Genomic DNA, 25,735 nt, shown 5'->3' on the forward strand with positions numbered 1-25,735 from the left:
GGCATGGGCAAAAGTCCTCGAGCCTCGCTATGCTGCAAGGCATGAACGCCACCCTGCCCACCCGCACCCCCTGCCCGCCCGGCGCTTGCGACTGCGGCCGCGAGACGCTGCAGGACCCGCGCATCCTGCTGCTGACGCGCCAGGAAGAAAGGCGCCTGCTCGAACGCCTGGAAAACCTGCAGAGCCTGGACGACCTGGAGCACATGCAGCGGCGCTTGTATGAGCAGTTGGGGATTCGGCTGCAGATCACCCCGAGCTTCAACGAGGTGCGGACCATGCGCGGTATCAGCATCCAGATCGAAGACCTGCCGGGCTTGTGCCGCAAGACCCGGCAGAACATTCCGGCGGCGATCAGGCGGGCGCTGGAGAAGCAGCCGGAGATTGCCTACCGGCTGCTGGATGCCCATGACTTGTTGCGCGATACCTGAAGGCTTACCAGTTGTAGGTCAGGTCGGTGGTGATGGTCCGCCCTTCGCCGTAGTAGCAGTCCACGTCACTGGTGCAGCGGCTGACGTAGGTCTTGTCTTCGAGGTTCTGCAGGTTCATCTGCACCTTCACGCCCTTCAGGCGCAACGGCGATTGCTGCAGGTCGTAGGAGAGCATGGCGTCGTACACGGTGTAGGACGGGATACTGAAATGCCCGTCGGCAAAGTCGCTGCCGTCGCTACCGCGCACGTAACGTGCACCCAGGCCCATGCCGAGGCCGGCGACCGGCGTGTCGCCGGTGAAGTGGTAATCCAGCCACAGTGCTGCGGTCATCGGCGGCGTGCCGGACGGATGACGGCCTTCGCGGCCGTCGTTGTCCTTGGTGTAGACCACGTCGTTGCGCGACACCGAGGCGATCAGGCCGAGGTTGTCGCTGAGGCTGGCCTTGCCCTCAAGCTCAACACCGCGTGAACGCAGCTCGCCGACCTGGCTGTTGAAGCCGGGGTTGCCGACATCGGCGGTGAGGATGTTCTGCTGCTTGATCTCGTACACCGAGAGCTGGATGAAGCTGTCCTGGCCAGGCGGCTGGTACTTGATACCGGCCTCGACCTGCTTGCCGGTGGACGGCTCGAACGCTTTGCCGGCGTAGTCGGCGCCGGCAAGCGGCAGGAATGATTCGGAGTAGCTGAGGTAAGGCGTGACGCCATTGTCGAAGGCGTAGCCCAGGCCGGCGCGGCCGGTGAATTTCTCGTCCTTGACAGTGGTATGGGTGCCAGCGAGCGGCTCCTTGTTATCGGCCTCGGCCCAGTCATAGCGACCACCGAGGGTCAGGAACCAGTTATCCCATTTGAGCTGATCCTGCACGTACAGGCCGGTCTGGTTGATGGTGCGGTCCCATTTGAACGGCTGGCCGAAGTTCATGGGCTTGCCGTACACCGGGTTGTAGAGGTCGATGATCGGCGGATTGCGGTCATACAGGCCGAGGAATCGGGAGTTGGAGTGGTAGTAATCGACGCCGATCAACAGGGTGTGGGCGAGGTCGAAGGTATTGAACTTGGTCTGGGCCATGTTATCGATGCCGAACACCTTGTTGCGCTGGGCCCAGTCGACGCCAAAGCGGGTCATGGCGCTCTGGTCGTCGGCGCCGGTGACCGGGTTTGGCACGAAAGCGTAGCCGTGCAATGGCGCCCGAAACTTGTCATCGACGTAGGCGTAGCGGGTGTTCTGCTTGAGGGTCCAGACATCGTCCAGCTCATGGCTGACTTCGTAGCCGAAGGTGTACTGCTCGCGATCGTAGGCGTTGCCCCCCGGTTCACCGATGAAGCGGCTGCGCTTGATCCGTCCGTTGGCGCTGGCGAACACCGTGCCCACCGCCGGCAAGCCCTGGGCTTCGGGTACGCCGTTGTCGCGCTGGTAATGGCCGTAGACGGTCAGGCGGGTCTGCTCGTTGGGGCTCCAGGTCAGGCTCGGGGCGATCATGTAGCGCTGCTGTTCGACGTAGTCGATTTCGCCGTTCTTATCCAGGCCCATGCCGGTGACCCGGTACTGGTACTCGCCCTGGTCATCCACCGGGCCGGCGAAGTCGAAGGCGCCATAGCGGCGGTCCTGGCTACCGCCACCGATCTTGACCTCATGCAGCGGCGTCGCGGTCGGGCGCTTGGAGACCATGTTGACCAGCCCGCCTGGCTGGTTCTGGCCGTAGAGCACCGAGGTCGGGCCCTTCATCACCTCGATGCGCTCCAGCGCGTAGGGGTCGATCTGCAGGGCGCCACCGGTACTGCCACCGCCATACGGCAGGTGCAGGCCGTCCAGGTACAGCGGCGTCGGGCTGAAGCCGCGGGAGGTCGGTTCGTCGAAAATCCCCACCCGGTCGGAGAAGCCGCCACCGGTAATGCCCGGGGTGTAGCGCAGGGCCTGGGTAACGGTCTGCGAACCCAGCGCCGAGATTTCATCCTGGGTGATGACGTTGATGGTCTGCGGCACTTCCAGCACCGAGGTGTCGGTTTTGGTCGCGGTACCGGTGCGTTTGGCCACATAGCCCTGCACCGGGCCCCAGGCGTCTTCACTGGCGTTGGAGACGATCTGGGTCAGGCCCAGCTCCAGCGCCCCGCTGTGCTCGGCCGGCACCAGGCTCCAGGTGCCGCCGGCGGTGATATTGAGGTTGAGGCCGCTGCCATTGAGGGCCTGGCTGGCCGCTTGCTCGGGCGTGAACTGGCCGCTGACCGCCGCCGAGCGCTTGCCTTGCAGCAGCGCCGGCTTGACCGACAGCACCCGCCCAGACTGACGGGCGATGCGGCTCAGGGCTTCGCCCAGGTCGCCGGCCGGGATATCGAAGCGCTGGCTGGCGCTGACGCTGTTGTCGGTTTGCGCCACGGCGTACAACGGCGCGCCGCTGCCCAGGGCGATGGCAAGGGCCAGCAGGCTGGGACGGATCATGGAGTCGGGCATGGAGGGGTTGGCTCGTTCAAAGTTGTTGTCGATAACGAGGACACGCCACGCAACAAACCCCCTCAAGGAAATCGCAATTATTTTTATTTAGATCACATCGATGCGAGTCAGCCAGCCACCAAAACTGTCGACCCGGATCGGCAAGGTCTCGGCCAGGGAGCGCAAGGTGCGTTCGCTGTCATCCAGCGGAAAGCTGCCATAGACCCGCACCTGCGCGGCCTGCGGGCTGATGCGCAGCAGCCCGGCGCGGTACGGGCGCAAGGCTTCGATCAGCTCGCCCAGGGGTTCGTCGCGCACATCCACGCGGCCCTCGGTCCAGCTCGCCCGGGTACGCAGCGACGCGGCCAGCGGCTGGCTGGCGTGGCCATCAAAACGAAAGGCCTGGCCCTCCTCCACACGCAAGGCGGGCGCACTGCCGCTTCTGAGCAGCACGCTGTGCTGCTGCACCGAGACCAGGCTCTGCTGTTGTTCCTGGCGCACGCTGAAGCGCGTGCCCAGGGCCTGCACCTGGCCTTCGCGGGTGGCGACGACAAAGGGCCGGCCCGGCTCTGCAGCAACCTCGGCTTGCAGCTCGCCGTCGCGCAGCAGCACCAGCCGCTGCCCGGCGCTGAAGCGCACATCCACCGCGCTGCGCGCATTCAGGCGCAGCCGCGAACCATCGGCCAGGGTGAAGGTGCGCCGCTCGCCGGTGCCGGTGCGCAGGTCGGCGAGCAGGTCGCCCAGTGGCGTCATGCGATTGCCGAGCGCGCCGGCGCCCAAACCCAGCAACAGCATCGCCAGGCCGCCGCCCAGGGCCTTGCGCCGCGACGGCGACGGCAAGGCGCGCAGGCTGCGGCTGGCCATGGCCAACTGGCCGGGGCTACGCTGCTCGGCCTGCTGCAGGTCGGCCAGGGGTTCGTCGAGCAAGGCGTTGACCCGCTGCCAGGCGGCCTGATGGCCGGGCGATTGCTTGAGCCAGGTGTTGAAGGCCAGCAGCAAAGGGCTGCCGGCCGGGGCATTCTCCAGCTTGAGCAGCCAGTCCACCGCTTCGTGGGTAGCGCGGTCCAGTGGTGTGCTGCTCATTCTGGCCTGGCGCTCAGGCAATGCAGGAAGGCCCGGCGCAGGTCACGCTCGACCGTCGCCAGCGACACCCCCAGGTGCTCGGCGATGGCCGGCTGGCTCAGGCCTTCGAGACGATGCAGGATGAACCCATGGCGCACCCGCGTCGGCAGGCCGTCAAGCAGGCGATCGATTTCAGCCAGGGCTTCACGCACCAGCAGCACGTCTTCAGCCGAAGGCATGCACTGCTCGGGCAGGCTCGCCAGCTCGTCGAGGTAGGCCTGCTCCAGCGCCCGGCGGCGGAACAGATTGCTCAGCAGGCGGCGGGCGACAGTGGCGAGAAACGCCCGCGGCTGGTCAAGGGCGGGCAAGGCGCTGCTGGTCATGGCCCGCACAAAGGTGTCCTGGGCCAGGTCCGCGGCATCGTCCGGGCAGTTCAGCCGCCGGTACAGCCAGGCACGCAGCCAGCGGTGATGGTCACTGTAGAGGTGGGCGACGATAGCCTTGGAGTCGACAGAGCTCGGCACGAGGGTGATCACACATTAATGGTAATTACTCTCATTATCATGATGCTGGAGTGATTGCACAATCCCCTTTCGCGGGGCAAGCGGACTTGCCCCGCGCGGCGGGCTCAGCGCAAACGCGCCCTGATCCGGTGGCAAACATCCAGCACCTGCTCCACCTCACCCTCGCCCAGGTCGATCTTGCAGGCCATGTTGCTGAACACCTGCGCCGCCTCGGCCTTGAGCTCACGGCCCTTGTCGGTCAGCAACAGGTTGCGCCGGCGACGGTCGTTGGGGTCGAGGTACACGGTGATGAAGCCGTTGTCGGCCAGGCGTTTGACGATCGGCGTCAGGGTGCCAAGGTCGAACAGGGTCAGCTCGCTCAGGGCGCTGATCGAGACATCGTCCTGGCCCCACAGGCCGGCCATCACCAGCAGTTGCGGGTAGGTCACGCCGCGCTTTTTCAGCGGCTCGGCGTAGTCGCGAACCATGGCGTTGGCCGTCGAGTACAGCGAGAAGCACAGCATCCGGTCGAAGTCGAAGGTCGGGTCAAGCATAGGCACCTCCGCGCACACGGCTCAGTTCATGCACGGCATTGACCAGCGTGGCCACCGCCTCGGGCGAGGTCGCCGGGGAAATCCCGTGGCCCAGGTTGAACACATGGCCAAAGCCCGCAGCGGGCGGCCCGAAGGCCTGCAGGGTACGCTGCACTTCATGGCGGATACAGGCCTCATCACCCAGCAACACGCTGGGGTCGAGGTTGCCCTGCAGGGCAACACTGTTACCCACCAGTTGCCGGGCCATGCCCAGGTCGCAGGTCCAGTCCAGGCTCAGGGCATCGGCGCCGCTGTCGGCCATCTCCGCCAGCCACGGGCTGCCGCCCTTGGTGTAGATGATCGACGGTACGCGCTGGCCGTGGTGGGTCTTGTGCAGGCGCGCCAGCACCTCGCGCATGTAGAACAGCGAAAACCGCTGGTAGGCGCCGTCGGCCAGCACCCCGCCCCAGGTGTCGAAGATCATCAGCGCCTGGGCACCGGATTCGATCTGCGCATTGAGGCTGGCCGCCACCGCCTGGCTGGTGACCTGGAGAATGCGCTGGAGCAGCTCCGGGCGGCGGTAGAGCATCTTCTTGATCAGCTGGAAATCGCCCGGCGGGCCGCCTTCGACCATGTAGCAGGCCAGGGTCCAGGGGCTGCCGGCAAAGCCGAGCAGTGCCACCTTGGGGTCAAGCTCGCGGCGGCTCTGGGCCACCGCCTGGTACAGGTAGTCCAGCGCTTCGGGCTCTGGCACGCGCAGGCGCTTGATGGCCTGCTCGTCACGCAGCGGATGGCGAAAGCGCGGGCCTTCGCCATGGCCGAAATACAGGCCCAGGCCCATGGCATCGGGCACGCTGAGGATGTCGGAAAAGACGATGGCTGCATCCAGGTTGAAACGCCGCAAGGGTTGCAAGGTGGCTTCGGTGGCGTAGTCCGGGGTTTTCACCAGGCTCAGGAACGACCCGGCCCGGCCCCGCAGCTCGCGGTACTCGGGCAGGTAGCGCCCGGCCTGGCGCATCAGCCAGACCGGCGTATGCGTTGTCGGCTGACGCAGCAAGGCCTTGATTAGGGTTGTAGTGTGCAAGGACAGGTAACTCGTACTGGATTCGCGAGAATCGTTGGAAAGACCGCCTATCAGTGGCGGTTGGGCAAAGCGTGGGCAATCTCGCGGCGCAAGGCCTCGATGCTGGCGCGGTAATCGCCCTGGGCGAAAATCGCCGTGCCGGCCACGAACATGTCGGCGCCGGCGGCGGCCACCTGGCCGATGGTGTCAAGGTTGACGCCGCCGTCCACCTCCAGACGGATCGCCCGGCCACTGTCGTCGATAAGCTTGCGCGCTGCGGCAATCTTGGGCAATACCGCAGGGATGAACTTCTGTCCGCCAAAGCCCGGGTTGACCGACATCAGCAGTATCAGGTCGAGCTTGTCGAGCACGTATTGCGCGGCGTCCAGGCCGCTGGCCGGGTTGAACACCAGGCCCGCCTTGCAGCCCAGGTCCTTGATCAGTTGCAGCGAGCGGTCCAGGTGCAGGGTCGCCTCGGGGTGAATCGAGATGTAGTCGGCGCCGGCTTCGGCAAAGGCCTGGATCATCGCATCCACCGGCGTCACCATCAGGTGCACGTCAATCGGCGCGGTGATCCCGTGGCTGCGCAGGGCCTTGCAGAACTGCGGGCCCATGGTCAGGTTGGGCACATAGTGGTTATCCATCACATCGATATGGATGACATCGGCACCGGCGGCCAGTACCTGCTCGGCTTCAGCGCCGAGGCGGGCGAAATCGGCCGCCAGAATCGACGGTGCAATCCAGAACTCTTTCACGGGTGTACTCCATTACTCATTGACTAATCGTTGCCGCGGCCCGGGTTCACGCTGAAGCAGCGCGGCGTTGATCTGCGCGATCAAGGCCGTGCCGGGTTCCTCCAGGTGAAAATGATGGCCGCCCTCATGCCAGTGCACCTGGGTGGCCCAGGGCAAGGCGTTTTTTCTTTTATCGAACTGGGCACCGGCAAACAGCCCCTGGCGCCCGAGCAACAGGTGCAGCGGGCAGCTGATCTGGCGCAAAAAGTCGCAGGCCTGGCGCTCGGTCAGTTGCATAGGCTCAGGCAGCACCAGGCGTGGGTCGTGGCGCCAGCGGTAACCGTCGCCGACACTGAGCAGGTCGCGCATGGCCAGCAGCCGCGCGCCCTCGGCGCACAGGGTGCCGTCGATGCTGTTGCGCCGCTCGCCGATGGCCGCTTCAAGGCTGCCAAACTGTGCCGATTGCGGCGCTGAAAACCCATGCAAGCGGGTACGCAAGGCCAGGCGCAGCAGGCGCTGGGATTTTTTCAGGTGCTCGACGGTGTCTTCTTCGGCAATGGTAAAGGGCGCGCCCATGCCGTCGATGAACACCATGCTGTCGATCGACTTGTTCATCGCCGCCAGAATCGATGCAACCCCGGTGCCCATGGAGTGCCCCAGGACCGAAAAACGCTTCCAGCCCAGGCACTCGATCAGGGCGTTCATGTCGTCGGCGTGTTCCCACAGGTAATAGCCGCTGTCACCCCGACGGTGCTCGGAGCGGCCGTGGCCGGCCAGGTCCGGGGCGACCACGAAGCAGTCCTCGAGCAGCGGCGCGATCCGTTCGAACGACGCTGCGTTGTCCAGCCAGCCATGCACGGCGAGCACCGGGTGGCCGCGCTCATTGCCCCAGATGCGCAAGGCGAAATGGTTGCCGTTGACGTCCAGCGATTGCTCGCGACCTCTGTTGCCCAGACTCATATCCGCACATCCTGTATGCCTGAATCACCGATAAAAAAGCGCCACTCAACCGGCCACGGCCAGTTGCGCATGGCGCGCTGTCTGTTGCAGTTGCTGCAAGTCGAACTTGCCATTGGCGGTGCGCGGCAGGTTGCCCTCGATGCTGATCGACAGCGGCACCTTGTGCGCTTCAAGGCCATGGCGGCAACGTTCGAGCAAGTGCTCGGCACTCAGGCTGACACCTTGGCCCAAGGTGACGAACGCCCATAGCCCCTCGCCGACCGAGGCATGTTCGATACCGACCACCGCCGCCGCTTCGACACCGTCGATGGCATACAGAAAGCTCTCGACCTCGCTGGGGCTGACCTTCATGCCGCGCGACTTGATCATATGGTCCATGCGCCCCTGGAAGTACAGGTAGCCATCCTGGTCGAGGCTGCAATAGTCGCCGGTGTACAGCACGCTTTCCCCCGGGTACGGCCCCGGCTTGAGTTTTTGCGCGGTGGCCTGGGGGTTGCGCCAATAGCCGGCCATCACCGTGGCGCCGCGAATCACCAGCTGGCCGACCTGATGCGGCGTGTCGATGCGCCGGCCCTCATCGTCCACCAGCCACAGCTCGGTGTTGGGGATGGCGATGCCGACACTGCCCGGCTTGTCGTCGATGTCCTCGGGCGGCAGGTAGGTGCAGCGCTTGCACTCGGTCAGGCCGTACATCGAGAAGATCAGCGCCTGGGGGAACAGGCCCTTCATCTGCGCAATATGGTTGGCCTTCAAGGCCGCGCCGGTGTTGGTGACCATGCGTACCTGCGGGAAGGTCGCCTCGCGCTTGTGCGCATACTCGTGCAGGAGCATGAGCATGGTCGGCACGAACGGGATCACCGTGACCTGGTACTGGCGGATCTTCTTGATCAGGAAGATCGGCCAGGTGAACTCCTTCTCCAGCACCAGCGTGGCCCCGGCGCTCAGGGCCATGATCATCTGGTACAGGCCGTAGTCGAACGACAGCGGTAGCGAGCACAGCACATTGTCGCTGGCCTGGTAGCCCAGGTAGGTGTGCAACGAGTTGAGCGCCGCGAGCATATTGCGGTGGGTGAGCATCACGCCCTTGGGCGCGCCGGTGGAGCCGGAGGTGTAGATGATCGCCGCCAGGTCCAGGTCAAGGTTGCCGCACGGCAGCGGAATGCCGGCGCCCTGCCCCAGCAGGCTTTCAAGCGTGTGGGTATCGGCTGCGTCGGCTTCGCCGTCGAGCAATACAATGGCCTTGAGGTAGCTCAGCCCGGCGGTGCCGGGCGCCAGGCTGGCGAATTTCTCCGAGGTGGTGATCAGCACCGAGGCCTCGGCATCGCGAATGATGTAGTCGAGGCTGTCGGCCGGGGTTTCCAGGCCGACGTTGACCATCACCCCGCCGGCCCGCAGCACGCCCCAGAAGGCACAAACGGTTTCGACCCGGTTGCCCAGGCACACCACCACGCGTTCCTGGCGCAGCAGGCCATTGACCTGCAGGCCGGCGGCCAGGCGCCCGCTGGCTTCATCGAGCTGGGCGTAGGTGTAGGTTTCATCGGCGTAGATGATCGCCGCTTTGTCCGGGTGCAGGCCGTTGGGGGTTTCCAGCACCTGCTGCAGGAGGACGTCAGACGCCTTCATGCTGCACCTCGGTACGCGACCGGCGCGCGACCGCCGGTTGACGATGAGCGTCGATGTAGCCCGCCAGGGTCGCCACGGTGTTGAAGTGGCCCGGGGCGATGGTGTCGGGATTGACGAAGAAGCCTTCGATGTCGTCTTCGAGGTTGACCAGCAGCTCCATCGAGGTCAGCGAGTCCAGGCCGAGGTCGTCGCGCAGGTGCGAGTCGGCGCTGATCACGGTGTTTTCCGGCAGCTTCAGCACCACCCGCAGGATCTCGCCAAGCTGGCGCTGGGTCGCGGCCTGGGCGATCGGCGTCGGCTCGCCGGGTGCCGGTGCCGGTGCCGGTGCCGGTGCCGGTGCCGGTGCGGCGCCGAGCATGGCCGACAGTGGTACGTCGGCATGGCTGTCGCGAATGTCCAGGGCGGTTTGCCGGGCGCGGGCGAGGAACAGCTGGCCGTTGCTGACGATCACCTCGGCCGGGTGGCCATGGCTGTGGAACAGGGTGGGCGATGCGGACGGGCCATAGGCGCCGGAAGCGGTGACAGCGAGGATGTCGCCCTCGTGCAGGGTTTCGATCTGCAGGTCGCGGGCCAGCAGGTCGTCGGGGCTACAGAGCGGCCCGGAGATATGGTATTCGCGCAGCGGTGCGCCGGTGCTGCCGGTGGCATGGACGATACGAAAGTTGCGCTTGAGCACCTGGCCGCTGCCGGCGGCGGCGCCATGGCAGTTGGTACCGCCATCGGTGACGGCAAAGGTCTTGCCGTGGTTTTCCTTGATGTTGTCGACCGTCACCAGCAAGGCGCCGCACTTGCCGGCGATAAAACGCCCGGACTCGACGATGATGCGGGTCTGCGGGAACTGCTGGTTGAAGGCTTCGAACAGCGGCGCCAGCAGTTGCTTGAGCTGGCGGGTGTCGAGTTCGTTCTCGTTCTCGTAGTACTTGATGCCCAGGCCGCCACCGACATCGACCATGCTCATGTCCAGGTTGTAGCGCCGGGTCAGGCTGCGGAACAGGCCGAGGATGTACTTGGCGTTGTCGTACACCGATTGCGCATCGAGGATCTTGGTGCCGTTGTAAACGTGAATGCCCTTGATCTTCAGGTTGGGCAATGCTGCGTAGTCACCGAAATTGGCCACCGCGGTGTCTTCTTCGATACCGAAGTGGGTCGGCCGCCCGCCCATCTTCCACGGCGAGCCGGAGGCGGAGAAATTCGGGTTGATGCGGATCGCCACCGGCGCCACGCAGTTCAGCTCGCCGGCCAGGACCGAGAGCTTGCGCAGCTCGGTCTCGGACTCGACGACGATGGCGAACACCCCGACCTCCAGGGCGCGCCGGTGTTCTTCAGGCTTTTTATAGGGCCCGAGGAAAATGATGTCCTGGGGGTCGACCCCGGCCTTGAGGGCAATTTCCAGCTCGCCCAGCGAGCAGACTTCGGTGTTACCGCCGTAGGAGCGGATCAGTTTTACCAGGGACAGGTTCGGGTTGACCTTCAACGCATAGAAGATGTCCACACAGTCCGGCAATGCATCGCGCAACTCGTTGAAACTGTTGCGCAGCACGGCTTCATCGTAGAGGTAGGTCGGTGTCCCGAACGTTGCTTTTGCCTGGACGACCAGTTCCTTGGAAAGCTTCATCTGTTGCTCCCTTCGTTCTTATAGTGTGCCGCCGCTGCGCGCGTACCCCGTCCCGGCTCGAAAGCACCGTTACAGGGGCGAATAGCGGGATGGCGTCAAGGTTGGTTGCGCACCACTGCCGGACGTGTGCTGGCGTCCGGCATAAAACTTTGCGCGCAAAGTTTGTGAAATTCTGCGGCCGCATTTGCGGTGATGTCAAGATAATTCCACGGGGTTTTGGCTGCGACACAGCGACACGCATTTACCGGCACGATCAATGCAGAACAGCAGTAATTCACTACAGCTTGCCCATAACAGGTGCCATATTGGCCAATGAATACGGGGGTTTGATCTGATCCGGTGTTAACACAGGTTTCTGAGTCTGTTTTGTATGTCGGCAGCTTCCTAGAGTCTGCGCCTGTGCCCCTGCCCCACGGCAGGGCGAGCCATACAGGAACTGTGGAAACTAGCCATGAGCACACATCAACAGGCGCAGGCCTATAACTACAAGGTGGTCCGGCAATTCGTCATCATGACGGTGGTCTGGGGTATCGTCGGCATGGCCATGGGCGTCTGGATCGCCTCGCAACTGGTCTGGCCGGAACTTAACCTCGACTTGCCCTGGACCTCGTTCGGCCGCCTGCGCCCCTTGCACACCAGCCTGGTCATTTTCGGCTTTGCCGGTAGCGCGCAATTTGCCGCCAGTTACTACGCCGTGCAGCGCACCTGCCAGGTGCGGCTGTTCAGCGACAAACTTGCCGCCTTCACCTTCTGGGGCTGGCAGGCGACCATCGTGATCATGCTGGTAAGCCTGCCCCTGGGCCTGACCACCACCAAGGAATACGCCGAGATCGAATTCACCGGCGCGGTGTGGATGGCCATCGTCTGGGTCGCCTACGGCATCGTCTTCTTCGCCACCCTGATGCGCCGCAAGGCCAAGCACATCTACGTCGGCAACTGGTTCTTCGGCGCCTTCATCGTGGTCATCGCCATGCTTCACGTGGTCAACCACCTGTCGATCCCGGTCAGCTGGTTCAAGTCGTACCCGGTGTACGCCGGGGCCACCGACGCCATGGTCCAGTGGTGGTACGGCCACAACGCCGTGGGCTTCTTCCTGACCACCGGCTTTCTCGGCATGATGTATTACTTCGTGCCCAAGCAGGTCGGTCGCCCGGTGTACAGCTATCGCCTGTCGATCGTGCACTTCTGGGCGCTGATCACCCTGTACATCTGGGCCGGCCCACACCACTTGCACTACACCGCCCTGCCCGACTGGGCGCAATCGCTGGGCATGGCCATGTCGCTGATCCTCCTGGCACCCAGCTGGGGCGGCATGATCAACGGCATGATGACCCTCTCCGGCGCCTGGCATAAGCTGCGCAGCGACCCGATCCTGCGCTTTCTGGTGCTGTCGCTGGCGTTCTACGGCATGTCGACCTTCGAAGGCCCGATGATGGCGATCAAGACCGTCAACGCCCTCTCGCACTACACCGACTGGACCATCGGCCACGTACACGCCGGTGCCCTGGGCTGGGTGGCGATGATCACCTTCGGTTCGCTATACCACATGATCCCGAAAGTGTTCGGCCGCGAGCAGATGTACAGCGTCGGCCTGATCAACCTGCACTTCTGGCTGGCCACCATCGGCACTGTGCTGTACATCGCCTCGATGTGGGTCAACGGCATTGCCCAGGGCCTGATGTGGCGCGCCACCAACGACGACGGCACCCTCACCTACTCGTTCGTCGAGGCGCTGGTGGCCAGCCACCCGGGCTTTATCGTGCGCTTTGTCGGCGGCGTGTGCTTCTTGAGCGGCATGCTGCTGATGGCCTACAACACCTGGCGCACCGTGCGTGTGGCCGATGAAAAACTGGCGCTGAACAACGCCAGCCTGGCCTAGGAGGCCCGACCATGGATGACTGGCTGTATGCACTGTATTGCCTGAGCGGCGTACTGTTCTTCTACCTGGTCACCAGCGCCTGCCTGCAGCGTCACAGCGGCGAAGTGGACGATCAGGCCAGCCTGATACCCTTCGCCGATGACCCGGCGGTGGCCCGCCGGGTCGAGGCCGCCACCGGCAAGCCGGTGCCGGCAGTGGCGCCGGATGCGGCCCTCAAGGCCTGAACCGCGCCGGGCTCAGAAGGCGCCCAGGTAGCCCTGCCCGCGCAGCACTGCCACCAGCTGCGCGACGCAGGCGTCGACATCCTGGCTTTCGGTGTCCAGCAGCAGCTCCGGCTGCTGCGGCGCCTCATAGGGTGAGTCGATCCCGGTGAAGTTCTTGATCTGCCCGGCCCGGGCCTTCTTGTACAAGCCCTTCACATCGCGCTGCTCGCAAGTGGCCACACTGGCCTTGACGTAGACCTCGACAAACTCGTCGCCCTTGACCAGCTCGCGCACCAGCTGGCGATCGGCGCAAAACGGCGAGATGAACGAGCACAGCACAATCACCCCGGCATCGACAAACAAGCGCGAGACCTCACCCACGCGGCGGATGTTCTCGATGCGGTCGGCTTCGCTGAAGCCCAGGTCCTTGTTCAGCCCGTGGCGGACGTTGTCGCCATCGAGCAAGTAGGTATGGAAGCCCTGGTCGATCAAAAACTGATCCAGTGCATTGGCGATGGTCGACTTGCCTGCCCCGCTCAACCCAGTGAGCCAGATAATGCACGGCTTTTGCCGCTTGAGCCTGGCCCGTGCCTGCTTCTCGACCGCTTGTGGATGCCAGACGATATTGGTTCCGACTTTTCCCATGTCCATCGACCTCATGCAATAACGGTTGAAGTTCCACTTCACGCTGTGTCATCGGCTGCCCGGCGGTTCAAACCGGCGGGAACGGCAGCACCCGGTCGATGACATAGGTAGACAGTTTTTGCGGTAACAACTTCTGCACCAGAATCAGCAGCTTCACGTCACTGGACAGGTTGATGCGAAACTGGCGCCTGAAGCAGCCCTTGAGAATCGCCGCGGCCGCCTGGCCTGCGGGCATCGGCTTGCCACGGCCCATCTTGGCCTTGATCCAGGCCGGCATATGCTCAAGCTCACCGGCGTACATCGGCGTGTCCAGGTCGCCCAGGCAGGCCAGGTGCACGTGCACCTGGCGCGGTAACAGCTCGCGGCGGATGGCATCGGCAAAGTTGTTCAGGCCGCCCTTGGAGGCGGCGTACAACGAATAACCGGCCGCGCCCACCAGGCCAAAGCCCGATGAGATGAACAGCACATGGGCGCCGCGGCGCAGCAAGGGGATGCCCAGGTAGGTGGACGACACCGCGCCGAGCAGGTTGATCTTCAGGTTGCGGTTGACCTCCTGCAGGCTCTTGTAATCGCCCAGCAGGTCGATGGTGGCAATCGCCGCGTTGACGATCAGAAAGTCGATGGCCTCAAAGCGCCGGCTGATCGTGGCAAAGGTGCTGCACATGGCCTGTTCGTCGGCAACATCACAGACGAAGGTGTGCACGTTGATCCGGCTGTTCAGCGCCTCAAGGCTGGCCTTGGCCGCCTGCAGCCGGCCCTCGTCGCGGGCCAGCAGCAGCACGTCATAGCCTTTTCTGGCCAGTTGCCCGGCCAGCTCCAGGCCCAGGCCGGATGAGCCGCCGGTAATCAATGCGATCTTGTTCATCGGCTTCACTGCCCCTGTATGCGGACGATCGGCGCCACCCGGTACTGGCCCGAGAGCAAGGCTGGCCCCGGGTTGTAGCAGCGCAGGTTGAGGTTGAAGTAGCCGCTGTGCGAAGGCAGCCAGTTCCCCGCGAACGGCGGCGCAACCGGCGCCTTGCCAATGAACACCGAGGTCGAGCCATCGGCATTGGCCTGCAACTGGTGATACAGCGAATTGACCGTGTACTTGTCCTGCGGGTTGTCGGTCAGGCGGCCCTGGTCGTCGTAGTAGCTGATCGACCAGAAGGCTTCAACCGGCGGCAACTGCCCGGCTTCAAAGCGGATTTCATACTGGTTGTCGCCATGCAGCAGGTTGCCTTCGCAATCCGTCCAGGCCATGAAGTACAGGCTTTCTTCCGCTACGTTGGCCCAGATGCCGTGCAACGACACCAGCGCCCGCAGGATGTAGTCATGGCCGTAGTTACCGATCGCCCCCGGCAACTTCCAGCCGTTGTTCAGCTCGCCGCGCTCGAACACCTTGCCTTGCAGGATCGCCGTGGCTTGCACCACCGCGCGCGCCAGGCCTTCGCGCACTGCAGGTGCCAGGCTCTGGTGGGCGAAGCCGTTTTCAACGCTGATACCGACGTCTGCCATCAGCCCGAGCAACATGCCTTCGCTGGCGCTGGGCGGGACGAACTTGAGCACCGCGCCCAGCTCTTCGAAGAACGCCAGCTCCGCCGGGCAACTGGAATCGCCCGCGCGCAGCGGCGCACAAGACCCCGGGGTAACCTGCGCGAGGTCAAAGCCCGGGTGGTCGGCGCCATGCAGCGGTGTCAGGCGCAGGCCGTCCTGCAGGGCGTTAACCGCGCTCAGGTCTTCATGATCGCCTGCGGCAATGCGCCCGACCACATACAGAAAGTCGCTGTCGCTGTAGATCACCGTGGCCTGCGCCGGCACCCGATGCTGATCGCGACGGTTGGCAATCACCACGCTGGGCAGTTGTCGGCCATAGGTGCGGGTGCCGAGGTTGGCCAGGGTCTCCATGTACGGATCGAGCACCTGCAGGCCATACCAGCGCTCCTGGAAATCTGGCGCCGTGAGTACCAGCGGGCCCTGGTGCAAATCCAGTACCGCGGTTGAATAGAGAAAATCGGTGGCCGAGTTGACGAACTTGCTCGACGCCCGGGTCGACAGGCTACGCATATGCTGGAAGGCGTTGATCGCCTGCCCCTGCGCTTGCGCGCCGTGGCCGACCACCTTGCCCAGGCGATACTTCCAGCACTCGACGATCGGCAGCCCCCAGACCACCAGTTGCACACCGACACTGAACGCCCAGTCCTGCTGACCCTGGGCAACCGTTTGGTGGATATCTTCAGCCATGCTCATGAACACACTTCCTGCGCTATAGAGGGGTGAGCCTGTGGCCCACGCGGACATTGACGGGTGAACCAGGGCACTCAGTAGTTCATGTCGCAGGACCAGTCGCGGCTGTTATCGACGACGATGTCGGGCGGCAGGCTGTATTTCATTTTTTCCAGGGCAAAGCCCCAGTTGGCCTCGATGGCCCGGGCCTGCTGCTCGCTGTAGGTGTATTTGTTCTTCTTGTAGCCGGCGATCGATGCCAGGTAGGCCTCGATGTCCTTGAGCACGGCAGGCTCGAGCGGCAGGTCGAGGGTCTGGTAGATGCGCTTGACTTCGTTGAGCGGGTCTTCGTCGAAGTCCTCGTAACTCACCTCGACCAGGTTGCCCGGCGGCACCAGGTCGCGCGCATCCCAATAGGCATTCATGATCTTCCCGTACAGGCTGTAGCAGAGCTCGGAAAAGTCCTCGTTGGTGAACTCTTGCAAGGCCATTTCCTCGGCTTCCTTGACGAAGTCATGCAGCGCCGAGACATAGATGTTGTAGGGGTTGCGCGAAATATGAATGAACTTGGCATTGGGATAGAGCTTGAGCAGCGTCGGAATCCGTGCGGTGTTGTAGGGGTTCTTCAGCACCAGGCGCTTGCCGTTGGCCAGGAACGAGGCCTTCTTGATCACCTGCTGGTAGACCTTTTCCCAGTTCGCCACCTCGTCGGGGCTGGTCTGGAACAGCACGTACTTGTCGAAACTTTCGCGGATGGTGCGCGGAAAGTGGTTGCAGTGGTGCGAGGTGGTCATCAGGCACGACAGGCTGAATTCTTCTTCCTGGGGCAGGTCGACGCCGATCTTCATGTTGTCCATCATCCGCTGCGCCGGCAGCAGGCTGGCAACCATGCGTTTGAGCAGCTTGTGGCGGCTGAGGATCACCGCGCAGGTAGGGAAAATTGCCTGCAGGGTGGTCAGGTAGCCCAGGCGCTTGTCCTGGCTGATGACGTTGTGCAAATGGGTGGTGCCGCTGCGCCAGTGGCCGAGGATGAAGATCGGGTCTTCCTGCAGGCGGCTGCGCTCGATGGCCTTGTTGAACCGCAGGGTTTCCACCAGGCGCAGCGGCAAGGTCAGCGCCGTGCCGCACAGTGTCAGGGTGAAGGTCGCCAGCTTGTCGCGGCTGACGCCGCCATGCTTGATGACATTGCGGATCAGGTTGCTGGCACTGCCGCCGATGTACGGATGCACCGACAGCTTGCCTTGTTTCTTATCGCTCATGATGACTCCCTTGTTTTTATAGTTATGCGCAGACACGCTCAGCCTTCGCGCTGTTGCGCGCTGGCCTGCGGTGCATCGAGCAGGTCCATTTCCATCAGGGTTTGCAGGGTGGCGGCGACCGCCTTGTCCAGCTCCGCGGCGCTGAGCTGGGAGTGGATCGAATAGCGCACCACACCCATGCCCGCCGGGATTGCCGGCTGCAGGAACACCGAGGTCAACACCCCGCGCTGCTGCAACTTGCCGTAGAACACGCAGGCTTGCTGTTCGTCGTCGAAAAACAGCGAGACGATCTGGCACTGGCTGTCGCCCACCGCCACCCCGGCCTCCTGCAACTGGCGGCGAAACTCGCTGGCGTTGTCCAGGCAGCGCCGGGCGCGCTCGGGTTGGTGCATGATGATGTTCAGCGCAGCCAGGTGCCCCGCCGCCGAGACGCTGGAGGTGGCAGAGCTGAAAATCACCGAGCGACAGCCAGCGCGCACCAGCTGCATGGCTTGGGCATTGCCGGCAATCAGCCCGCCGTGCCCGCCCAGCGCCTTGTTCAGGCTCACCGTGCGAAAGTGCACGCGTTCGGCCAGGCCCAGTTCCACCGCCAGCCCGCCGCCATTGCCGAACATGCCGAAGGAATGCGCCTCGTCGAGCACCAGCAGGCACTCGTGGGCTTCGCAGATTTCCAGGTAGCGGCGGATGTCGCCGATCGAGCCGTCGGTGCTGTACACCGCATCGATGACGACGATGCCCGGGCCGTTCTTCTCCAGCCGGCGCAGCAGATCGTCGGTGTCGTTGTGTTCGATGACGATCTTCTTGCCCAGCGACAACTTGATGCCGTCATACAGCGACGCATGGGCATGCCTGTCGATGTACACCGGCTTGAACAGCGGCGTGATCGCCTCGAGCAGGCCGACGTTGGCGGCCCAGCCGGAGGTGGTCAGAATCGCGTCGTCGGCGCGCATGCAGCGGGCCATCTGCGCGCGGAACGCCTCGCACTCATCGGCGCTGCCGCCAAAGATGCTCGACATGAACGACTCGTCGCGCAACTGGGCATTGGCCCCGGCGCGGGCGGCACTCACGGCCGGGTGATTGCCCAGGCGCAGGTAGTCGTTCTGGTGCAAGGCGATGTAGCCGCTCAGGTCGCTCGGCTGGCAGAACGGGAACGGGTCGAGGCTGGCGACGAACTCGCAAGCCGGGCGCATGTGCTCGACGTACCAGTCAGGCACGCGCGCCGGGTTAGAAGTGTGCAGGGGTGCGTTCATGGTCAGGCCATCCCGATCATTTTCTTCAGGAACCAGCGTGAACTGCTGGTATAGGGCGCGCGCACCGCATCGAGGAAGTTGATGCGCGACTGGCGGAACACCGGCTTGAAATGGCTGAAGGCCTGGAACCCGCGTTCGCCGTGATAGGCACCGAAGCCGCTGTTGCCGACGCCGCCGAACGGCAGCGATTCCTGGGTGTAGTGCAGCAGCGTGTCATTGATGGTCACGCCACCGGCCACTGTGCTTTTGAGCACGTAGTCCTCGACGTTATGGTCGTCGGTGAACACATACAGGGCCAGTGGCCGCGGGCGCTGGTTGATGTAGCCAACGGCGCTGGAAAGCTGCTCGTAAGGCACGACAATCAGCAGCGGGCCGAAGATCTCGTCCTGCATGATCCGCGCATCCTCGGGCGGGTCGATCAGCAGCGTCGGCAACAACCTGCGGCTCTGCGCGCAAGACAGCTGCTGCGGGTACACCGGGTGCTGCTGCGCCCCACGGCCAATGGCATCGTCGCAGTAACCCTGCAGGCGCTCGAAGTGGCGGCTGTTGATGATGCTGGTGTAATCCGGGCTGTGCAGCGGGTCGGGGTACATGTGCCGGACCTGCGCGCTGAACGCCTCGACGAACTCGGCCTGGCGCGCCTTGGGCACCAACACGTAGTCCGGTGCGGTACAGGTTTGCCCGGCATTGAGCAGCTTGCCGGTCACGATCGACTTGACTGCGCGCCGCATGTCGAAGTGCTCGTCGATGATCACCGGCGACTTGCCGCCCAGCTCCAGGGTCAGCGGCGTGAGGTTGGCCGCCGCGGCCGCCATCACCTGCTTGCCGACCGAAGTGCTGCCGGTAAACAGCAGGTGGTTGAAGGCAAGTTCAGTAAACTGCCGGGCCAGTTGCTGGTCGCCTTCGACCACGCACACGTGCGACGGCTTGAAGGCCTTGGCCAGCATCACCTGCAGCAGGCGGCCGACTGCCGGGGCCATTTCGCTGGGCTTGATCATTACCCGGTTGCCGGCGGCCAATGCGGCGATCAGCGGCTTGATCACCAGGCCAAACGGGTAGTTCCACGGCGACATGACTCCCACTACCCCCAGCGGCTGCGGCATCACCCAGGCGCGGGCGGGCTTGAAGTTGATGTCCACCGCGCAGCGCCGGCGTTTCATCCAGCGCTTCAGATGACGCTTGGCGTAGGTGCAGGCCTTGAGGCTGCCGACGATCTCGGCCATCAGCGTTTCTTCTTCGCAGCGGTGGCCGAAGTCCTTGTCCAGCGCCGCCTGGATCTGCGGGATGTGGCTGCGCACCAGTTGCTCGAGGTCGTCCAGCGCGCGCAGGCGCTCCTCAAGGCTGGGCATCGGCTGTTCGAGAAAGGCTGCCGTCTGTTGCTCGAAAATCGCCTGCAGCGCCGAGGCTGGCGCCTGTGGCTGATCACTCAAGGACACAGGGCGCACCTGGGCCGGGTCGGCAACACTGGAAATCGAATGGTTCATGTCCATCACCTGCCTTCAGTTACTCAGCCAGAGAAAGGGGTTGCTTGATCGGTGCCAGCCGGTGCCCGGGCACCAGTGCCGGCGCCTGGGCTTCATGGCGGGTCTTTCTCGACAGCCAGACTTTCTTGTAGCGATAGAACGGCGCGCCGGGGTACAGGTGGTGCGACAGGTGATAGTTCTGGCCGACGAACAACGGGAAGAACAGCCAGTCCATGCCGACCCGGTTGTTGGTCGCCTGGTACTTGTTGTCGTGCGCCTTGGTGGCGTGGGGAAAGTGCGGCAGGTAGTCGAAGGTGATCGCCAGGAAGAACTGCGCGACCCGGGTCGGCAGCAGGTACAGCACCAGGAACGGTACGATCCAGCCCATCAGGCAGACGGTCACCACCACCGCCACGGCAAATAGCCAGGCCAGCCAGAACTCGACCTTCTCGGCGGTCGGCCGGGACTGATAAGAGCCGTTGCGAAAGTAGGTGGTGATGTAGGCACTGTCCATCATCAGCCAGCGCAGCGGCAGGGTCCAGGCGCGGCCGCCACCGCAGGAATAATCCGGGTCCAGGCGCGGATCATTGGTGTGATGGTGGTGGGCCATGTGCAGGAAGCGGTAAGTGCGCAAGAACGGCGTCAGGGTCACCAGCAGGAACCCCAGGCGGCCAATGACGTCATTGGCAAAGCGGTTGGCGCAGATCAGCCCGTGGGACGCTTCGTGCAACACGGTGTAGGCCAGGTACGAACACAAGGTGTTGATGACGAATGCCCAGCCCATGGCCAGGCGGTCGCTGACCGCCAGCGCCGTGGACAGGATGAAGGCCAGCATGATCACCACGAACAGGATGATGGTCGGCCAGGCGAAGCGCGGGCGGGTCATCAGGCGGCGAAACTCGTCCTCGCAATCGACGCGCGCGCCGTGCTGCGGTACTGGGTTCATGGTTCAGCCCTCGTGAGCGTGGAAAGGTGGTTGCTGAGTTCGTCGATCGACGGGTAGTCGTAGACCAGGGCAGGATCGAGCTCGCGCTCAAGCCATTCACCGAGCTCACCGATCATGCCCACGGCATCGCGCGAGGCGACGCCGTACTCATCGAACGCCAGGGCGCTGTCGACCTGCGCCAGGTCGAGCTTGAGCAGGCTTGCCAGGTGTTCGCGCAGCCATTGGGCGATCTGTTGCTGGCTCATGACGTCACCTCCCTGGTGCCCTGGTGGTTGAGCTCGAACGGCGAGACCACCGCCTGCAACTGCCCGTCCAGGTACAGGCTGCGGCACTGCGCGCGCTGCAACTTGCCACTGGAGGTCAAGGGCAAGCGGCTGCTGACGAACAACAGCTCATCCAGGGCCACACCATGGGCACGCGACACTGCCGCGCTGATCGCCCGGCTGGTCTGCTCGACCGAGAAGATCTGCGCCTGGCTCTTGTGCAGCGAGATCACCACCACCAGTTGCTCGCGCTCGTCGCGATCGACGGAAAACGCCGCGATGGAAAAGGCATTGGCGATGCTGATGCTCAGCTCGGCGAGGGTGCTTTCGATGGTCTGTTCAAGGTCGTGGGGGTAGTGATTTTTGCCATCGATGATGATCAGATCCTTGCGCCGGCCGGTGACGAACAGCTCGCCCTGGTGCATGAAGCCCAGGTCGCCGGTGCGCAGGAAGCGCCGCTGCGGCTCGCCTTCAAGGGTTGCCTGCAGCACCTCCTGGGACAGTTGCGGGCGGTTGCGATAGCCGCCACTGACGCTCGGGCTGCTGACCCAGATTTCACCGACCAGATCGTCCGCAAGTGCCACGCAGCGCTGCGGGTCGACCACGCGTACCTGGCAGCTTTGCGCCGGTACCCCGGAGCTGACGAAGTGAATGCTCTGTGGCCCGGCGTGCTGTGCGTCGACCAGCACCGCGCGGTCGAGGTTGAGCTGCGCTTTGTCCAGGGTCAGGGTCAGCGGCGTGACGCCTTGCGGCACGCCGGTGACGAACAGCGTGCTTTCGGCCATGCCATAGCAGGGGCAATACGCCTGCGCCCGGAAGCCACTGTCGGCAAAGGCTTCGGCAAAGCGCTCGAGGGTGCCCTTGCGCACCGGTTCGGCGCCGCTGTAGGCGACCGTCCAGTTGCTCAGGTCCAACTGCTGGCGTTGCTCTGGCGTGGTGCGCTGCAGGCACAGGTCGTAGGCGAAGTTCGGTGCGCCACTGGTGGTTGCGCGGTAGCGGGAGATCGCCTCCAGCCAGCGCAACGGGTTGGCGACAAAAGCCAGCGGCGACATAAGGATGCAGCGCACGCCCAGGTAGAACGCCTGCAGCAGGCCGATCAGGCCCAGGTCGTGGAACACCGGCAGCCAGCTGACATACACGGTGTTGTGGTCGTGATTGAGCGACTCGGCAATCATCTGCTCGTTGCTCATCAGGTTGGCGTGAGTGACCACCACGCCCTTGGGAATGCCGGTGGAGCCCGAGGTGTACTGGATGAAGGCAACTGAGTCTGCATCGATGGCCGGCGCCTGCCATTGCCCGGCAAGCGCGGGGTCGGCCTGGTCGACGTCGACCACCTGCACCAGGCCGGTGATGACCTCATGCGCGAGCAGCGCCGCCAGCGACAGCCGGTCAGTGATCAGCAACTGCGCCCCGGCATCGCTGATGACCCGGCACAAGCGTTCACTGCTTTCATTTTTTTTCTGCGGGTAGACCGGCACTGCGGCAATGCCGGCATACAGGCAGGCGAAAAACGCCAATACAAACTGCGGCCCGGGTTGCGTGGCGATGATCGCCGCCGGTGGTTGCCGCTCGGCGCCGGCCTTCAGGGCCAGTTGCTGTTGAAGTTCGACCGCCAGTGCCCTGGCGGCGTAATCCAACTCGGCGAAGGTATAGGTCTTGCCCTCTTCGCGGCCCTTGTCGAGCCACAACAAGTACTGTTTATCGGGTTGTACCCGGGCATGATGACGGGCGAGATCCACCAGCGTTGCAACTACCGATGCAGCGGCCGACGGTTTCACCAGCGAGGTGCTCCGCTCAACGTTCATATTCATGATTAACGGCTCTGGTTCGTTATTATTTTTATACAGCGCACAGCCCTAACTCGCGCGCACTCGCGCGCGACCGACGTGTTATTGAAACAGTGTTATTAGCTGTGACGTGCGAGACTCAACTGCTTAATATCAAACGCTGCGCTTCATTGCGTTCAAGTTTCACGCAATAAAGAACAAAGTAGGGTGTCCCGACAATAATATTGAGCATGATGGTTTTGAGAATTTCCGGCGTACCGACCAATCGATGCGCAGCGGCATAGGTCAGCAGGGTCAAGCCATAGGGGACAAATGCAGCAATTGGAAAGCGCCAGGGTTTGGGCGTGACGCTAAAGGCAAACTCTACCAGGCCGGCAACCAGGTAGCCGCCAATAAAGCTGCCCAGCGCCTGTACCATGGCCGAGGCCATGGCAGTTTCCAGCCCGGCGTTTACATAATAGGCCCAGCCGCCGTAGAGGATGGCCGACAACACCCCGGTTATAAACATTCGCCTGCTTTTACTGCCACGCGCTGTTGTTGTTATTGTTGTGCTCATCTCGAACGGTCTCCGGTGATTGCCAGTAGTCGCCGCGGTCTATCATTAGAAACAAACAAACGTACTGTCAGAGGATCAGAAAGCCCAGGCGCACGCACATCGCCAGGAGCACCAGCCAGCTCAGCATGAACAGCTTGGAGCGTGGCCCGACCTTGTTGTTGGTGACGTGCACCAGGCTCTGCAGCACCCGGCAGGCGACGTAGGCCCAGGCCAGGCCGATGAACACCCAGTCAACCTTGGCCAGGCTGATCAGGGCGACACACAGGAAGTAGAACGGTGGCGTCGACTCCAACAGGTTGTGAAAGCAGCGCTCGGTCTGGCGTACTGCCCGCGGCAGCTTCTCGCCGGTGTCATAGGTCTTGAAGTAAGCGGCACTCAGCGCTCCGGACTTCACGGCACTTTGCCGTCCACGAAACATCAGATACAGCACCACGACGGTCAGCAGGATCATTGCCAGCGCCGGATAAAACATCAGACCTTGATTCATTGCACACACCTTCTTATTGTTGGTTTTCTACAACTTTCCGATGCCCAGCCGCTCGCCCGCCACTACACCGGCGCGCAGGCTGAACAGTTGGCCCTGGGTTCAAGGCCAAATCGACGATAACAGACCGACTACTTTACGGTGGCGTAATACAGCGTAAGAAACATCCCAAACAGTTGTGACTATTCAGGCTACTTCGGCAGCATTGACAGCGATTGCCCGAGACCGTGTCTACTGCATGTAGCAGCAGCGGTTACGCCAGCAATCTGAGCAGGACCGAGACGACAAAAGCCGTGTGGTGATGGGTTTAACTGCAACCCGAATGACGTGGTCGACTCCGTTCGACATATTCGCGCTCCTCGCTTAACTGTTTCCAAAAGTTGCACGGTTCTTTTCGAGCGTCAAGCGAAAAAAAACACCGCTCATCGCTTTTGGATCCCTTCGCCGGGCACTTGCGCTGTTTACCTGTAAAGAAGTTGTCACACTGGCGTCGAGTAACAAGTCTAGACCGGGCATCACGCCGTAAAGAGGGATTGGCGATAACGGCTATTCAAATGAGTTGATATTTTTTAATAAATAACTATCGGTCTTACAGTGACCAAACGGTCACGCTATTTTCCCGTTGAAATTGCAGTTTCAGCGTTGCCCGGATTTACATTTCATTACTGGACGCTTGGGGGTAGCAGACCTAGGATCTTTTCGCTGCCCATAACAATTACAACGCCCAGGGAAGGTTTATCCGCATGCACAGCCCCGTGTTGTCTATGGTATTGCCTGTCAGCCTCATTGCCCTGCTCGCGGCCTGTGACGCCCCTGCCCCGCCTTCGCCCCCTCCCCTCGCGGTGCTGATTGTCCATCCGCAGGCGGCGACCGACCTGGCCGATGCCTACCCGGGGGAAGTGCGCGCACGCTTCGAGCCGGAGCTGGCCTTTCGCATCGATGGCAAGGTCAGCAAGCGCCTGGTCGAGGTTGGCCAGAAGGTTCGCGAGGGCCAGCCACTGGCGCAACTCGACCCGCAAGACCTGCATTTTCAGCTCGACGCCCGCCGCGCCCAGGTGGCCGCCGCCCAGGCCAACCTGCGCCTGGTGCAGGCCGAGCGTGATCGCTACCAGCGGCTGTTGCAGCGCAATATGGTCAGCCATTCGCAATTCGAGAATGTCGACAACGCCTACCGCGCAGGCGAAGCCCAGCTCAGGCAGGCCACCGCGCAATTCAACAGTGCCCGCAACCAGGCCGACTATGCCGTGCTGCGCGCCACCCAAAGCGGGGTGATTGCCCGGCGCATGCTCGAAGTCGGGCAGGTGGTCAGCGCCGGGCGCACGGTGTTCAGCCTGGCCGCCGACGGCGAGCGTGAAGTGCTGATCAACTTGCCGGAGCAAGCCTTCGAGCGTTTTCGCATTGGCCAGCCGGTATCGATCGAGCTGTGGTCGCAACCACAACGGCGCTTCAACGGCCAGATCCGCGAGATGTCACCGTCGGCCGACCCCCGCTCACGGACCTTTGCCGCCCGGGTGACCTTCACCGACAACGCAGTGCCGGTGGAGCTGGGGCAAAGCGCGCGAGTGTTCATCGCCCATGAAGCCAGCGCGACCCTGGCAGTGCCGCTGTCGGCGCTCAGCGCTGAAGCCAACCGGCCGTTTGTGTGGGTGGTCGACCCGCAGCAATCGACCCTGCGCCGTGCCTTCGTCAGCATCGGCAGCTTTGGCGAACAGCAGGTCGCGGTGCTGCAGGGGCTGGCGCCGGACGACTGGGTGGTCAGCGCCGGGGTTCAGGTGCTGCGCGAGGGGCAGAAGGTCCAGCCGGTCGATAACCAGAACCGTCAGGTTGCCTTGGCCGGCAAGGAGTAGCC

24 protein-coding genes are annotated in these 25,735 nt (G+C 63.3%); 4 read left to right on the top strand and 20 right to left on the bottom strand.

What is annotated here, in order from left to right; genetic code table 11:
* Positions 1-41: 41 nt before the first annotated feature.
* Entirely contained in the window at positions 42-428 is a 387-nt protein-coding gene (locus LOY22_RS14455) for a hypothetical protein (protein WP_176794330.1), read from the top strand.
* A 4-nt stretch (positions 429-432) separates the two neighbouring features.
* Here LOY22_RS14455 and LOY22_RS14460 read toward each other — a convergent pair whose 3' ends face one another.
* The 9 genes from LOY22_RS14460 to LOY22_RS14500 all read right to left on the bottom strand — a co-directional run bounded on the left by LOY22_RS14460 (position 433) and on the right by LOY22_RS14500 (position 10,946).
* Entirely contained in the window at positions 433-2,874 is a 2,442-nt protein-coding gene (locus LOY22_RS14460; RefSeq protein WP_258593654.1) for a TonB-dependent siderophore receptor, read from the bottom strand.
* Between the two features lie 87 nt (positions 2,875-2,961).
* Complete coding sequence (locus LOY22_RS14465) at positions 2,962-3,936, bottom strand: FecR domain-containing protein (protein ID WP_093382141.1); 975 nt, start codon at positions 3,934-3,936, stop codon at positions 2,962-2,964.
* Entirely contained in the window at positions 3,933-4,439 is a 507-nt protein-coding gene (locus LOY22_RS14470) for a sigma-70 family RNA polymerase sigma factor (protein ID WP_123566874.1), read from the bottom strand. Before LOY22_RS14470 ends, LOY22_RS14465 begins: the two co-directional genes overlap by 4 nt.
* A gap of 104 nt (positions 4,440-4,543) precedes the next feature.
* The gene (locus LOY22_RS14475) at positions 4,544-4,972 is read right to left on the bottom strand and encodes a MarR family winged helix-turn-helix transcriptional regulator (RefSeq protein WP_038994982.1); all 429 of its coding nucleotides are present in this window, start codon (positions 4,970-4,972) and stop codon (positions 4,544-4,546) included.
* Positions 4,965-6,041, bottom strand: coding sequence for a uroporphyrinogen decarboxylase (gene hemE, locus LOY22_RS14480; protein ID WP_093382136.1), 1,077 nt, complete (start codon positions 6,039-6,041; stop codon positions 4,965-4,967). The genes LOY22_RS14475 and hemE overlap by 8 nt, the downstream gene beginning before the upstream one ends.
* A gap of 44 nt (positions 6,042-6,085) precedes the next feature.
* The gene (rpe, locus tag LOY22_RS14485) at positions 6,086-6,769 is read right to left on the bottom strand and encodes a ribulose-phosphate 3-epimerase (protein ID WP_045198215.1); all 684 of its coding nucleotides are present in this window, start codon (positions 6,767-6,769) and stop codon (positions 6,086-6,088) included.
* 12 nt (positions 6,770-6,781) lie between these two features.
* Positions 6,782-7,708: an alpha/beta fold hydrolase gene (locus LOY22_RS14490; RefSeq protein ID WP_213604303.1), complete on the bottom strand. Its 927-nt coding sequence runs from the start codon at positions 7,706-7,708 to the stop codon at positions 6,782-6,784.
* Between the two features lie 45 nt (positions 7,709-7,753).
* Entirely contained in the window at positions 7,754-9,331 is a 1,578-nt protein-coding gene (locus LOY22_RS14495; protein WP_093382133.1) for a class I adenylate-forming enzyme family protein, read from the bottom strand.
* Entirely contained in the window at positions 9,318-10,946 is a 1,629-nt protein-coding gene (locus LOY22_RS14500; protein WP_258593661.1) for a phosphopantetheine-binding protein, read from the bottom strand. Before LOY22_RS14500 ends, LOY22_RS14495 begins: the two co-directional genes overlap by 14 nt.
* Positions 10,947-11,397: 451 nt before the next feature.
* Between LOY22_RS14500 and ccoN the strand changes: the two genes are divergently transcribed.
* Both ccoN and LOY22_RS14510 read left to right on the top strand, forming a co-directional pair.
* Positions 11,398-12,825, top strand: coding sequence for a cytochrome-c oxidase, cbb3-type subunit I (gene ccoN / locus LOY22_RS14505; RefSeq protein ID WP_045198209.1), 1,428 nt, complete (start codon positions 11,398-11,400; stop codon positions 12,823-12,825).
* 11 nt (positions 12,826-12,836) lie between these two features.
* Positions 12,837-13,049 carry a hypothetical protein gene (locus tag LOY22_RS14510; RefSeq protein ID WP_038994976.1) on the top strand — a complete coding sequence of 71 codons (213 nt, stop codon included), beginning with the start codon at positions 12,837-12,839 and terminating at the stop codon, positions 13,047-13,049.
* A 12-nt stretch (positions 13,050-13,061) separates the two neighbouring features.
* On the opposite strand, the gene cysC is transcribed toward LOY22_RS14510, so the two are convergent.
* From cysC to LOY22_RS14565, 11 genes are all read right to left on the bottom strand, one after another.
* Positions 13,062-13,673 carry an adenylyl-sulfate kinase gene (gene cysC, locus LOY22_RS14515; RefSeq protein ID WP_045198205.1) on the bottom strand — a complete coding sequence of 204 codons (612 nt, stop codon included), beginning with the start codon at positions 13,671-13,673 and terminating at the stop codon, positions 13,062-13,064.
* A gap of 67 nt (positions 13,674-13,740) precedes the next feature.
* The gene (locus tag LOY22_RS14520; RefSeq protein WP_045198203.1) at positions 13,741-14,538 is read right to left on the bottom strand and encodes an SDR family oxidoreductase; all 798 of its coding nucleotides are present in this window, start codon (positions 14,536-14,538) and stop codon (positions 13,741-13,743) included.
* Between the two features lie 5 nt (positions 14,539-14,543).
* Positions 14,544-15,902: a DUF1254 domain-containing protein gene (locus tag LOY22_RS14525; RefSeq protein WP_176794251.1), complete on the bottom strand. Its 1,359-nt coding sequence runs from the start codon at positions 15,900-15,902 to the stop codon at positions 14,544-14,546.
* A 71-nt stretch (positions 15,903-15,973) separates the two neighbouring features.
* Positions 15,974-17,137 carry a sulfotransferase gene (locus LOY22_RS14530; RefSeq protein WP_093382123.1) on the bottom strand — a complete coding sequence of 388 codons (1,164 nt, stop codon included), beginning with the start codon at positions 17,135-17,137 and terminating at the stop codon, positions 15,974-15,976.
* A gap of 38 nt (positions 17,138-17,175) precedes the next feature.
* Complete coding sequence (locus tag LOY22_RS14535; RefSeq protein ID WP_052676522.1) at positions 17,176-18,387, bottom strand: aminotransferase class I/II-fold pyridoxal phosphate-dependent enzyme; 1,212 nt, start codon at positions 18,385-18,387, stop codon at positions 17,176-17,178.
* A gap of 2 nt (positions 18,388-18,389) precedes the next feature.
* Positions 18,390-19,871 carry a coniferyl aldehyde dehydrogenase gene (locus tag LOY22_RS14540; RefSeq protein WP_213604300.1) on the bottom strand — a complete coding sequence of 494 codons (1,482 nt, stop codon included), beginning with the start codon at positions 19,869-19,871 and terminating at the stop codon, positions 18,390-18,392.
* 19 nt (positions 19,872-19,890) lie between these two features.
* On the bottom strand, positions 19,891-20,796 hold the full coding sequence (locus tag LOY22_RS14545; protein ID WP_052676521.1) for a fatty acid desaturase: 906 nt from the start codon (positions 20,794-20,796) through the stop codon (positions 19,891-19,893).
* A complete protein-coding gene (locus tag LOY22_RS14550; protein WP_045198198.1) occupies positions 20,793-21,041 on the bottom strand; it encodes an acyl carrier protein in 249 nt (82 codons plus the stop codon). The genes LOY22_RS14545 and LOY22_RS14550 overlap by 4 nt, the downstream gene beginning before the upstream one ends.
* Positions 21,038-22,870, bottom strand: a complete 1,833-nt coding sequence (locus LOY22_RS14555; protein ID WP_258593666.1) for a fatty acyl-AMP ligase — start codon at positions 22,868-22,870, stop codon at positions 21,038-21,040. Before LOY22_RS14555 ends, LOY22_RS14550 begins: the two co-directional genes overlap by 4 nt.
* A gap of 115 nt (positions 22,871-22,985) precedes the next feature.
* Positions 22,986-23,402: a hypothetical protein gene (locus tag LOY22_RS14560; RefSeq protein WP_195884275.1), complete on the bottom strand. Its 417-nt coding sequence runs from the start codon at positions 23,400-23,402 to the stop codon at positions 22,986-22,988.
* 67 nt (positions 23,403-23,469) lie between these two features.
* A complete protein-coding gene (locus LOY22_RS14565; RefSeq protein ID WP_045198192.1) occupies positions 23,470-23,889 on the bottom strand; it encodes an MAPEG family protein in 420 nt (139 codons plus the stop codon).
* Positions 23,890-24,629: 740 nt separating this feature from the next.
* On the opposite strand from LOY22_RS14565, the gene LOY22_RS14570 reads away from it, so the two are divergent.
* Positions 24,630-25,733: an efflux RND transporter periplasmic adaptor subunit gene (locus LOY22_RS14570; protein ID WP_283817204.1), complete on the top strand. Its 1,104-nt coding sequence runs from the start codon at positions 24,630-24,632 to the stop codon at positions 25,731-25,733.
* Positions 25,734-25,735 lie beyond the last annotated feature (2 nt).

Origin of the sequence: Pseudomonas sp. B21-035 (assembly GCF_024748945.1) — a bacterium.
In the GTDB taxonomy this organism is placed as follows: Bacteria; Pseudomonadota; Gammaproteobacteria; order Pseudomonadales; family Pseudomonadaceae; genus Aquipseudomonas.